Genomic DNA, 11,765 nt, shown 5'->3' on the forward strand with positions numbered 1-11,765 from the left:
AATGCAGCAACTCAATCCTTCCGAAATAAGTGAAATTATCAAGGGCCGCATCGACAAACTCGATGTGACCTCCCAAGCCCGTAACGAAGGCACAGTCGTCAGCGTATCTGACGGTATCGTGCGGATTCACGGTCTGGCCGACGTAATGTACGGCGAGATGATCGAGTTTCCGGGCGGCGTCTTCGGTATGGCCCTCAACCTTGAGCAAGACTCTGTAGGCGCCGTTGTATTGGGCTCCTATCAGTCTCTGGCTGAAGGCATGAGCGCCAAGTGCACTGGCCGCATCCTCGAAGTTCCGGTTGGTAAGGAACTTCTGGGTCGCGTAGTCGACGCACTGGGTAACCCAGTTGACGGCAAAGGTCCGCTGAACAACACCGAGACCGATGCGGTCGAGAAAGTTGCTCCAGGCGTGATCTGGCGTAAGTCGGTAGACCAGCCTGTACAGACTGGCTACAAGGCTGTCGATGCCATGATTCCTGTCGGCCGTGGCCAGCGTGAGCTGATCATCGGTGACCGTCAGATCGGTAAAACCGCTCTGGCGATCGACGCGATCATCAACCAGAAAGACAGCGGCATTTTCTGCGTCTACGTAGCGATCGGTCAGAAACAATCGACCATCGCCAACGTTGTTCGCAAGCTGGAAGAAAACGGCGCGCTGGCTAACACCATCGTAGTCGCAGCGAGCGCTTCGGAATCTGCAGCACTGCAATTCCTGGCACCGTACTCCGGTTGCACCATGGGTGAATTCTTCCGCGACCGCGGTGAAGACGCGCTGATCGTTTATGACGATCTGTCCAAGCAAGCAGTGGCTTACCGCCAGATTTCCCTGCTGCTGCGCCGTCCACCAGGCCGTGAAGCTTACCCAGGCGACGTGTTCTATCTCCACTCCCGTCTGCTGGAGCGCGCATCCCGCGTTTCGGAAGAATACGTAGAGAAGTTCACCAACGGCGCAGTGACCGGCAAAACCGGTTCCCTGACCGCACTGCCGATCATCGAAACCCAGGCTGGCGACGTTTCAGCGTTCGTTCCGACCAACGTGATTTCCATCACTGACGGTCAGATCTTCCTGGAATCGGCCATGTTCAACTCCGGGATCCGTCCTGCTGTGAACGCCGGTGTTTCGGTATCCCGTGTGGGTGGTGCCGCTCAGACCAAGATCATCAAGAAGCTCTCCGGTGGTATCCGTACCGCTCTGGCTCAGTACCGTGAACTGGCGGCATTCGCCCAGTTCGCTTCTGACCTGGACGAAGCGACCCGTAAGCAACTTGAGCATGGTCAGCGCGTTACCGAGCTGATGAAGCAGAAGCAATACGCACCAATGTCGATTGCTGACATGGCGCTGTCGCTGTATGCCGCTGAGCGTGGGTTCCTGACTGACATTGAAATCGCCAAGATCGGCAGCTTCGAACAAGCGCTGATTGCTTTCTTCAACCGCGATCACGCCGATTTGATGGCGAAGATCAACGTGAAGGGTGACTTCAATGACGAAATCGACGCTGGCATGAAAGCCGGTATCGAGAAGTTCAAGGCCACCCAAACCTGGTAAGCCGCAGCGGGAGCCGCAAGGCTCCCGCTTGCTAACCTGATAGGTGTTACATGGCAGGCGCAAAAGAGATTCGCAGTAAGATTGCGAGCATCAAAAGCACGCAAAAGATTACCAGCGCCATGGAAAAAGTGGCGGTCAGTAAAATGCGCAAGGCACAAATGCGCATGGCTGCTAGCCGTCCTTACGCGGAGCGCATCCGCCAGGTTATTGGTCATTTGGCCAACGCTAACCCGGAATATCGCCACCCGTTCATGATCGACCGTGAAATCAAGCGTGTTGGTTATGTTGTGGTGAGCAGTGACCGTGGTCTGTGTGGTGGCTTGAACACCAACCTGTTCAAGGCCCTGGTCAAGGACATGGCGAAAAACCGTGAAAACGGCGTCGAGATCGATCTGTGTGTTGTTGGTAGCAAGGGTGCGGCTTTCTTCCGCAACTTCGGCGGTAACGTCGTAGCAGCTATCAGCCACCTGGGTGAAGAGCCATCGATCAATGATCTGATTGGCAGCGTCAAGGTGATGCTGGATGCCTACCTGGATGGCCGTATCGACCGTCTGAGCGTTGTGTCCAACAAGTTCATCAACACCATGACGCAGCAGCCTACCGTGGAGCAGTTGATTCCATTGGTGGCAACCCCGGATCAAGAACTCAAGCACCACTGGGACTATCTCTACGAACCGGACGCCAAAGAGCTGCTTGACGGCTTGATGGTTCGCTACGTGGAGTCGCAGGTCTACCAGGCGGTGGTCGAGAACAACGCGGCTGAACAAGCTGCGCGGATGATCGCGATGAAGAACGCTACCGACAACGCCGGTGATTTGATCAGCGATTTGCAGCTGATCTACAACAAGGCGCGTCAGGCTGCGATCACCCAAGAGATCTCGGAAATCGTCGGCGGCGCTGCCGCGGTTTAACGGTTCAAATATTCAGAGGATCCAGCTATGAGTAGCGGACGTATCGTTCAAATCATCGGCGCCGTTATCGACGTGGAATTTCCACGCGACAGCGTACCGAGCATCTACAACGCGCTGAAAGTTGTAAGCGCGGCTGAAACCACGCTTGAAGTTCAGCAGCAGCTGGGCGACGGCGTGGTTCGTACCATTGCGATGGGTTCCACCGAGGGCTTGAAGCGCGGTCTGGAAGTCACCGACTCTGGCGCTGCCATTTCCGTACCGGTCGGTAAAGCGACCCTGGGCCGGATCATGGACGTCCTCGGTAACCCGATCGACGAAGCTGGCCCGATCGACACCGAAGAGCGCTGGGGCATTCACCGTCCTGCGCCAACCTTCGCTGAACAAGCGGGCGGCAACGACCTGCTGGAAACCGGCATCAAGGTTATCGACCTGGTTTGCCCGTTCGCCAAGGGTGGTAAAGTTGGTCTGTTCGGTGGTGCCGGTGTAGGCAAAACCGTAAACATGATGGAACTGATCCGTAACATCGCCATCGAGCACAGCGGTTATTCCGTGTTCGCCGGTGTGGGCGAGCGTACTCGTGAGGGTAACGACTTCTACCACGAGATGAAGGATTCCAACGTTCTGGACAAAGTGGCACTGGTTTACGGTCAGATGAACGAGCCGCCGGGTAACCGTCTGCGCGTAGCACTGACCGGCCTGACCATGGCCGAGAAGTTCCGTGACGAAGGTAACGACGTTCTGCTGTTCGTCGACAACATCTATCGTTACACCCTGGCCGGTACTGAAGTATCCGCACTGCTGGGCCGTATGCCTTCCGCAGTAGGTTACCAGCCGACCCTGGCCGAAGAGATGGGTACTCTGCAAGAGCGTATCACTTCGACCAAAAACGGTTCGATCACCTCGATCCAAGCGGTATACGTACCTGCGGATGACTTGACTGACCCGTCGCCAGCGACCACTTTCGCCCACTTGGACGCCACCGTCGTTCTGTCCCGTGACATCGCTTCCCTGGGTATCTACCCAGCGGTCGATCCACTCGACTCGACTTCGCGCCAGCTGGATCCGAACGTGATCGGCCAGGACCACTACGACACCGCTCGTGGCGTTCAGTATGTTCTGCAGCGTTACAAAGAACTGAAGGACATCATTGCGATCCTGGGTATGGACGAGCTGTCGGAAGCCGACAAGCAGTTGGTAAACCGTGCTCGTAAGATCCAGCGCTTCTTGTCGCAACCGTTCTTCGTGGCTGAAGTCTTCACCGGTGCTTCGGGTAAATACGTTTCCCTGAAAGACACCATTGCTGGCTTCAAAGGCATCCTCAACGGTGACTACGACCACCTGCCAGAACAAGCGTTCTACATGGTCGGCGGCATCGAAGAAGCGATCGAGAAAGCCAAGAAACTGTAATCCCGGCGCCCGGCAACGGGCGCTAATTTAGGTTGAGGCAATCAGATGGCTATGACAGTCCATTGCGATATCGTCAGCGCGGAAGGGGAAATCTTTTCCGGCCTGGTCGAGATGGTGATTGCGCACGGTGCACTGGGTGATCTTGGTATCGCCCTGGGTCACGCGCCGCTGATCACTAATCTGAAACCAGGTCCGATCCGCCTGATCAAGCAGGGCGGGGAAACCGAGGTGTTTTACATCTCGGGTGGTTTCCTCGAGGTTCAGCCGAACATGGTCAAGGTTCTTGCCGACACTGTGCAACGTGCTGCCGACCTGGATGAAGCCTCCGCTCAGGAAGCCGTTAAGGCTGCCGAGAAGGCCTTGCATGAACGTGGCGCAGAATTCGATTACGGTTCTGCTGCCGCACGTCTGGCCGAGGCGACAGCTCAGCTGCGCACCGTCCAGCAGATCCGCAAGAAGTACGGCGGTTAATTCGTCATCGACTTGTTGTGCGATTGATTAAAAAGGGTAGCCTCGGCTACCCTTTTTTCTTTTCCGACTTTCATAAACTGGTCGCAGTTGCTGACCACCCAGGATTGGTAGCCAGTCATGTCTCTAGAAATCGTTATCCTCGCTGCCGGCCAAGGCACTCGCATGCGTTCGGCGCTGCCCAAGGTTCTGCACCCGATTGCCGGCAACTCGATGCTGGGCCATGTTATCCACAGCGCCCGGCAACTTGATCCACAGCGCATTCACGTGGTGATTGGCCATGGCGCCGATGCCGTGCGGGATCAGCTGGCGGCGGATGACCTGAATTTCGTGTTGCAGGACAAGCAACTGGGTACCGGTCATGCGGTGGCCCAAGCCGTCCCCTTCATCACCGCCGATACTGTGCTGATTCTCTACGGCGACGTGCCGCTGATCGAAGTCGAAACCCTGCAACGCCTGCTCAAGCAGGTTGCGCCACAACAACTCGGCCTGCTGACCGTCGAGTTGGAAGACCCGACCGGTTACGGCCGTATCGTGCGTGATGCCGACGGCAAGGTCACGGCTATCGTCGAGCAGAAAGATGCCAGCGAAGCCGAGCGAGCGATCACCGAAGGCAATACCGGCATTCTGGCCGTGCCGTTCGAACGTCTGGGCGACTGGATGAGCCGGCTCTCCAATAACAATGCCCAAGGCGAGTACTACCTGACCGACGTGATTGCCATGGCGGTCAGTGATGGTCTGGTGGTGGCCACGGAACAGCCCGTTGATGCCATGGAAGTGCAGGGTGCCAACGACCGTAAGCAACTTGCGGAACTCGAGCGTCACTACCAGCTGCGCGCCGGTCGCCGGTTGATGGCCCAAGGCGTGACCCTGCGCGATCCGGCACGCTTCGATGTGCGCGGTGAAGTCACCGTTGGCCGCGATGTGCTGATCGACATCAACGTGATCCTTGAAGGCAAAGTGGTGATCGAAGACGACGTGGTCATCGGCCCGAATTGTGTGATCAAGGACAGCACCCTGCGCAAAGGCGTGGTGATCAAGGCCAACAGTCACATCGAAGGTGCGATCCTCGGTGAAGGCAGCGATGCCGGTCCGTTCGCGCGTTTGCGTCCAGGCACCGTGCTTGAAGCGCGTGCGCATGTGGGTAACTTCGTCGAACTGAAAAACGCGCACATGGGCGAGGGCGCCAAGGCGGGTCACCTGACTTACCTGGGCGATGCCGAAATCGGCGCGCGCACTAACATTGGTGCCGGCACCATCACCTGCAATTACGACGGCGCGAACAAGTGGAAAACCGTGCTGGGCGAAGATGTGTTCATCGGCTCCAACAACTCGTTGGTGGCGCCTGTGGATATCTCGGCGGGTGCTACCACGGCGGCGGGTTCGACCATCACGCAGAATGTGGATAATGCGCAACTAGCCGTAGGCCGCGCGCGGCAGAAGAACATCGACGGCTGGAAGCGGCCGGTGAAGATCAACAAGAGCTGAGTTATCCACAGTTCATAAAGATCAAAAGATCGCAGACTGCGGCAGCTCCTACCGGGTGAACACACATCACCGTAGGAACTGGCGCAGGCTGCGATCTTTTTATGGGTTATCCACAGCTATCTACTTAAATGGCTATTGCCACTCGGCTCCCAATGGAGTCAATGGCAGTGTGCTCGAGGCTAATTTGTACAGCATGCGCAGGCCGAGATCCGACCGCTGGGACAGTCGCGTCAGGCGCATGACCCACGCCACTTGAGCGTGCGACACCTTGACTGTTCTGGCGGGGTTTCTATGAACCTTACGCAACGTCAACAACGCCAGACCAATCGTCCACAGATTAAATCGCCGAATGCCCTCATGGCTGGCCGGGATGAGCAGGGCGTATTGCAGCGCCTGCTGCAAATGGGAGTGGGCGGTGCCAATCAGTTCCGCCAGCGCCCGTGTGTAGTTCGGGTCATCTTGCCCCGCCTTTAGCTGCGCGAGCTGGACACCATGCTTGGCAAGCAGGTCCCGAGGCAGCCAGCAAGCACCCCGCAGACGGTCGTCCCATTGATCCTTGAGGATATTGGTCAATTGCAGACCCGTACCAAACGAAACAGCCAACCGATGCAGGTTTTCTCGTTGGGGTAACAGGCTGGGTTCAACATCGATGAAAAACTCGGTCAGCAGCTTTCCCACGACGCCGGCGACGCAATAGCAATAACGATCCAGCTCTCGCTGTGTGGCTAAACCCTGCAAGCCGGCATTCTCCTGAAACTCGCTCATGCCTTGGGTCATCACGCTCAGGCACTGCAGGATGACCTCTCGCTGAGAGGGTTTGAGGGTGCGTGTTACGGCCAACACCTGTGGCAGGTGCCGGACCAGATCATGTTCCGCCTGAAGGGTCTGATCCGTCAGGCACAGGCTCAACTCGTCACTGAAAGCCTGAGGATCTGCGCGGCCGGATACGGCATCCAGATAGAGATTTTCGTAATAGCGTTTTTGTCCGGCGGTGAGCCCTGGTTCGTCTTCGATGGTATCGGCGATGCGACACAGCAAGTAGGCGTTGGTGACTGCCGGGTAAAGTTCGGCGGGCAACTGGGTAATGGTCAAGGCGAACGTGCGAGATACTTGCGCGAGGATTTCATCCTGATAGCGGACAGGATCGATGGGGAGACTGGTGCGGGTTCGATTAACCAGCCCTTCACTCTGGATTGGCAGCTTGTGGCCGGTGCCTGGTTGCTGATTATTGTGATTCACCAGTATCAGTGATTCGTCCATGGCTTAAATCTACCTCAAGCGCTGAAATCGGGGCATGGCTCAGTTTGCAGTAACGTGCCAGCGCCCACATCGGAAAATACAACCCGTACCCCCGGGAAGTCGTTTTTATACGCGCATTGCGCTTAAAACTGTCCCCTTGCAGCAGTGACTGGCAGCCTTCTGCTTATTGCCGGTCCCGCAGATAACGCTCGAGCCCCTTGACGAAGTTTCGACAATAGGTTTTGATTGCTTACGTTATCTTTCGAATCGAAACTTACCAGCCCATGTCGAAGCGCAATACACCACAACGTCGCCACAACATCCTCGTCTTGCTCAATGAGCAGGGTGAAGTGAGCGTGGATGAGTTGGCCAAACGTTTCGAAACCTCGGAAGTGACGATTCGCAAGGATCTGGCGGCCCTTGAGAGCAATGGTCTGTTGCTGCGCAGGTACGGTGGCGCGATCACCATGCCACAGGAACTGGTGGCGGATCTCGGCCAACCGGTTTCCAAGTACAAGCAAGCCATCGCTCGCGCCGCCGTCACGCGGATTCGTGAGCATGCGCGCATCATCATCGACAGCGGCAGTACCACGGCGGCGATGATCCCGGAACTCGGTCAGCAACCCGGCCTGGTGGTCATGACCAATTCGCTGCACGTGGCCAACGCCTTGAGCGAATTGGAGCACGAACCCGTGCTGTTGATGACTGGCGGCACCTGGGACCCCCATTCCGAATCCTTTCAAGGGCAGGTCGCCGAGCAGGTACTACGCTCTTACGACTTCGACCAGTTGTTCATCGGTGCCGATGGCATCGATCTGGTCCGTGGCACCACCACCTTCAACGAATTGCTGGGCTTGAGCCGTGTGATGGCTGAAGTCGCCCGGGAAGTGGTGGTGATGGTGGAGGCCGACAAGATCGGCCGCAAGATCCCCAACCTGGAACTGCCCTGGAGCAGTGTCCATACCCTTATTACCGATGATCGCCTGCCGCTGGAGGCACGGGATCAGATTCAGGCTCGCGGTATCAACTTGATCATCGCGGCTGTCAGTCAGGAGAAATAGCATGTGTGGAATTGTCGGCGCAGTCGCAGAACGTAACATCACCGCCATCCTGCTCGAAGGTCTGAAGCGCCTGGAATACCGTGGCTACGATAGCGCCGGTGTGGCGGTCTTCACTAACGACGGGATCCTCGATCGCGTCCGTCGTCCGGGCAAGGTCAGCGAGCTGGATCTAGCCCTGGCGGAGGCGCCGCTGATCGGTCGCCTGGGCATCGCGCATACCCGTTGGGCAACCCATGGCGCCCCTTGCGAACGCAACGCCCACCCGCATTTCTCCGGGCAGAACCTGGCCGTTGTGCACAACGGCATCATCGAGAACCACGAAGCCCTGCGCGAACAGTTGAAGGCTCAGGGTTATGTGTTCACCTCGGATACCGATACCGAAGTCATTGCCCACCTGCTGGCGCATAAACTCAAGGATCTGCATGACCTGACCGTGGCCCTCAAGGCGACCGTCAAAGAATTGCACGGTGCTTACGGCCTGGCGGTGATCAGTGCCGATCAGCCCGATCGTCTGGTCGCCGCGCGCAGTGGCAGCCCGCTGGTGATTGGCCTGGGCCTGGGGGAAAACTTCCTCGCTTCCGACCAACTGGCCCTGCGTCAGGTTACCGACCGCTTCATGTACCTGGAAGAAGGCGATATCGCCGAAATCCGCCGCGACAGCGTGCAAATCTGGGACATCGACGGTAAAGCCGTCGAGCGTGAAGCCGTGCAGTACGGCGACAATGCCGAATCCGCTGAAAAGGGCGAATACCGCCACTTCATGCTCAAGGAAATCCACGAGCAGCCTACGGTCGTACAACGTACGCTGGAAGGGCGCTTGAGCCAGCAACAAGTGTTGGTGCAGGCCTTCGGTCCGGAAGCGCCCGAGTTGTTCGCCAAGGTTCGCAACGTGCAGATCGTGGCCTGCGGCACCAGCTACCACGCCGGTATGGTTGCCCGTTACTGGCTCGAAGAGCTGGCCGGAATCCCGTGCCAGGTCGAAGTTGCCAGCGAATTCCGCTATCGCAAAGTCGTCGTTCAGCCTGACACCCTGTTCGTGACCATCTCCCAGTCCGGCGAAACCGCCGATACCCTGGCCGCCCTGCGCAACGCCAAGGAACTCGGTTTCCTCGCCAGCCTGGCGATCTGCAACGTCGGCATCAGCTCGCTGGTGCGTGAGTCCGACCTGACCCTGCTGACCCAGGCCGGTCGTGAAATCGGCGTGGCCTCGACCAAAGCCTTCACCACTCAGTTGGTCGGCCTGTTGCTGCTGACCCTATCCCTCGGTCAAGTGCGCAATACATTGGCTCCAGGCGTCGAAGCCACGCTGGTGGAAGAACTGCGCCGCCTGCCAACCCGTCTGGGCGAAGCGCTGGCGATGGACAGCACCGTGGAAAAAATCGCCGAGCTGTTCGCCGACAAGAACCACACCTTGTTCCTCGGTCGCGGCGCGCAATACCCGGTAGCAATGGAAGGGGCCCTGAAGCTCAAGGAAATCTCCTACATCCACGCCGAAGCCTACCCGGCCGGTGAACTGAAGCACGGTCCGTTGGCGCTTGTGGATAACGACATGCCAGTGGTCACCGTGGCGCCGAACAACGAACTGCTGGAGAAGTTGAAATCCAACCTCCAGGAAGTCCGCGCCCGTGGCGGTGAGCTGATCGTCTTTGCCGACCAGAAAGCCGGCATGACCAATGGCGAAGGCACCCACGTCGTGCAAATGCCGAGCATCCACGACATCCTGTCGCCGATCCTCTACACCATCCCGCTGCAGTTGCTGTCGTACTACGTGGCGGTGTTGAAAGGTACGGACGTTGACCAGCCGCGTAACCTGGCGAAGTCGGTGACTGTGGAATAAGTTATCCACAGGTGACGTAACTTATTGTCTGCAATAAATAAAGCTGGTCACGGTTGTAGTCGCTTCCCTAAGTCGGGGAAGAACCGCAATCGTGAATGAGGTTCACAATCTTTTTGTGAGGTTGTGATTCTTAATGTTTGAAAGCTGGTTCTCTACAAACGACTTTCGCAAGGCAAAACTAAGAACTTACTGATTCTTAGAGGCTACGCGCTTTTCTCACCTGTTCCTGTGACCTGAGGATCGACCTGAATTCAAAGATGATCGAGCTATCAAAGCCTTTCCATTTAGAGGTGATGAGCTTGAGCGAGTTCTCATGTTGTTGATATCTAGCTATCCGCTAACCTGCGAAAGCATTGGGTACTCTATGAGTAATCGCTTGCTGTTGAAATCAACGGCGGAGCTTTCTCTATTCTCCCTTTTAGTCACTGAACGGGATGATTTCTATTGGCGGCGTCGCCGCACAAAGTGGTTTGCGCCAATAACCCACGCTATGCCATTGGCCGTGTTTGAACCCAACCTCAGGGTACGTACCGATGTGGGTGAAGCCGAGCGCTTCATGGATACCGATGCTTCCCGCATTGGGTAAGGCGATGCCGGCATAAGCTGCATGAAACCCCTGTTTCTCAAGGAGCGGTAGAAGCCGCTGATAAAGCGCACGACCAATTCCTTTTCTGTGTACGGCTGGGTCGATATAGACGGTGACATCCACCGACCAACGATAGGCTTCCCTGGCTCGATGCTGGCTGGCATAAGCGTATCCAACGACCTTGCCGTCCATCTCTGCTACCAGATAGGGATACGTTGGCAGTGTTGCGGCTATTCGTGCTGCCATCTCATCGACAGTCGGTGGCGTCAGCTCAAACGAGATGACCGTGTCCAAAACCATCGGCGCATAGATAGCCTGGATGTCAGAGGCATCAGCGGGTGTAGCAACCCTCACTTTATAATTCATGTCTTTCCTTGCTGCCCCTTAAAGAACCGCGTTTGAAGGGCTGAACCACCTAGGCCCAGCCATTCAGAATGTCGCGATAGAACCGTGAACTTTGCCTCAAACGGGCTCACCGCATCCACGAACCGCAGAGAGCACCGTTCACTGAATTGGTAGCTTCTGCTCGTGGAGTCCAGGCTGCGGGATATCCACTACGACCTCTTTACCACCGAGAACCTTCGCCAGGAACAACGCCGTCAGCCCACCGAAAAACTGCGCAATGATGAATGGCGGTACGTCTGATATCCGTATCCCCGAGAACGTATCGGTGAACCCGCGAGCAATCGTCACCGCCGGATTCGCAAAGCTCGTAGAGGACGTGAACCAGTAGGCTGCGACAATATACGCGGCAACCACCTGAGGCACTTTTGCTTTGTGATATTTATCGCACAACAGAATTGTCAGCACCAATCCCGACGTTGCCAGGTACTCACTGAACCATTGTGATGGCCCTGTGCGAACATGATGGGAGAACTCGACTACAGGCAGCTCGAACATGAAATGCGCAGCGAATACCCCGAAGATTGCACCCGTTGTTTGAGCCGCCACGTAGGGGCCCAGTTGCTTACTGCTCAGTCCTCCGCGCAAATAATCGACTACAGAGACCACCGGGTTGAAGTGCGCACCGGAAAAAGTGGAGAAGCACACGATCAGTACATACAAGCTCGCGCCAGTTGCCAGCGCATTGGCAAGAAGCGCTAGCGCATCGTTACCGTTCGCCAGGCGCTGACCCATGATTCCAGAACCAACTACGGTGCACAGCAGAACTGCTGTACCGAGAAACTCAGCCAAGATCTTCCGTGAAGTACTCATTGGATAG

Annotated in this window: 10 protein-coding genes; 7 read left to right on the forward strand and 3 right to left on the reverse strand. The window is 56.8% G+C overall.

Going from position 1 to position 11,765, the window contains the following annotated elements:
• Position 1 precedes the first annotated feature (1 nt).
• The 5 genes from atpA (at position 2) to glmU (ending at position 5,820) form a co-directional block, all read left to right on the forward strand.
• Positions 2 to 1,546 (forward strand): F0F1 ATP synthase subunit alpha, encoded by a 1,545-nt coding sequence (gene atpA / locus NK667_RS27395; protein WP_054048162.1) that lies wholly within the window; start codon positions 2 to 4, stop codon positions 1,544 to 1,546.
• Positions 1,547 to 1,596: 50 nt separating this feature from the next.
• Positions 1,597 to 2,457 carry a F0F1 ATP synthase subunit gamma gene (gene atpG / locus NK667_RS27400; RefSeq protein WP_054048164.1) on the forward strand — a complete coding sequence of 287 codons (861 nt, stop codon included), beginning with the start codon at positions 1,597 to 1,599 and terminating at the stop codon, positions 2,455 to 2,457.
• A gap of 27 nt (positions 2,458 to 2,484) precedes the next feature.
• The gene (atpD, locus tag NK667_RS27405; RefSeq protein WP_008155715.1) at positions 2,485 to 3,864 is read left to right on the forward strand and encodes a F0F1 ATP synthase subunit beta; all 1,380 of its coding nucleotides are present in this window, start codon (positions 2,485 to 2,487) and stop codon (positions 3,862 to 3,864) included.
• Positions 3,865 to 3,909: 45 nt separating this feature from the next.
• The gene (locus tag NK667_RS27410; protein ID WP_054048166.1) at positions 3,910 to 4,335 is read left to right on the forward strand and encodes a F0F1 ATP synthase subunit epsilon; all 426 of its coding nucleotides are present in this window, start codon (positions 3,910 to 3,912) and stop codon (positions 4,333 to 4,335) included.
• A 117-nt stretch (positions 4,336 to 4,452) separates the two neighbouring features.
• Complete coding sequence (gene glmU / locus NK667_RS27415) at positions 4,453 to 5,820, forward strand: bifunctional UDP-N-acetylglucosamine diphosphorylase/glucosamine-1-phosphate N-acetyltransferase GlmU (protein ID WP_054617144.1); 1,368 nt, start codon at positions 4,453 to 4,455, stop codon at positions 5,818 to 5,820.
• A 132-nt stretch (positions 5,821 to 5,952) separates the two neighbouring features.
• Here the strand turns inward: glmU and NK667_RS27420 are convergent, their stop codons facing one another.
• Positions 5,953 to 7,080 carry a phytoene/squalene synthase family protein gene (locus tag NK667_RS27420; protein ID WP_054617143.1) on the reverse strand — a complete coding sequence of 376 codons (1,128 nt, stop codon included), beginning with the start codon at positions 7,078 to 7,080 and terminating at the stop codon, positions 5,953 to 5,955.
• 263 nt (positions 7,081 to 7,343) lie between these two features.
• On the opposite strand from NK667_RS27420, the gene NK667_RS27425 reads away from it, so the two are divergent.
• Positions 7,344 to 8,120 carry a DeoR/GlpR family DNA-binding transcription regulator gene (locus tag NK667_RS27425; RefSeq protein ID WP_054617142.1) on the forward strand — a complete coding sequence of 259 codons (777 nt, stop codon included), beginning with the start codon at positions 7,344 to 7,346 and terminating at the stop codon, positions 8,118 to 8,120.
• Position 8,121: 1 nt separating this feature from the next.
• On the forward strand, positions 8,122 to 9,957 hold the full coding sequence (glmS, locus tag NK667_RS27430; RefSeq protein WP_054617141.1) for a glutamine--fructose-6-phosphate transaminase (isomerizing): 1,836 nt from the start codon (positions 8,122 to 8,124) through the stop codon (positions 9,955 to 9,957).
• Positions 9,958 to 10,375: 418 nt separating this feature from the next.
• On the opposite strand, the gene NK667_RS27435 is transcribed toward glmS, so the two are convergent.
• A complete protein-coding gene (locus NK667_RS27435) occupies positions 10,376 to 10,909 on the reverse strand; it encodes an arsinothricin resistance N-acetyltransferase ArsN1 family B (protein ID WP_054617140.1) in 534 nt (177 codons plus the stop codon).
• Positions 10,910 to 11,047: 138 nt separating this feature from the next.
• The gene (locus NK667_RS27440; protein ID WP_054617139.1) at positions 11,048 to 11,758 is read right to left on the reverse strand and encodes an aquaporin; all 711 of its coding nucleotides are present in this window, start codon (positions 11,756 to 11,758) and stop codon (positions 11,048 to 11,050) included.
• Positions 11,759 to 11,765 lie beyond the last annotated feature (7 nt).

The sequence above is a fragment of the Pseudomonas nunensis genome, assembly GCF_024296925.1.
Classification (GTDB): Bacteria; Pseudomonadota; Gammaproteobacteria; order Pseudomonadales; family Pseudomonadaceae; genus Aquipseudomonas; species Aquipseudomonas nunensis.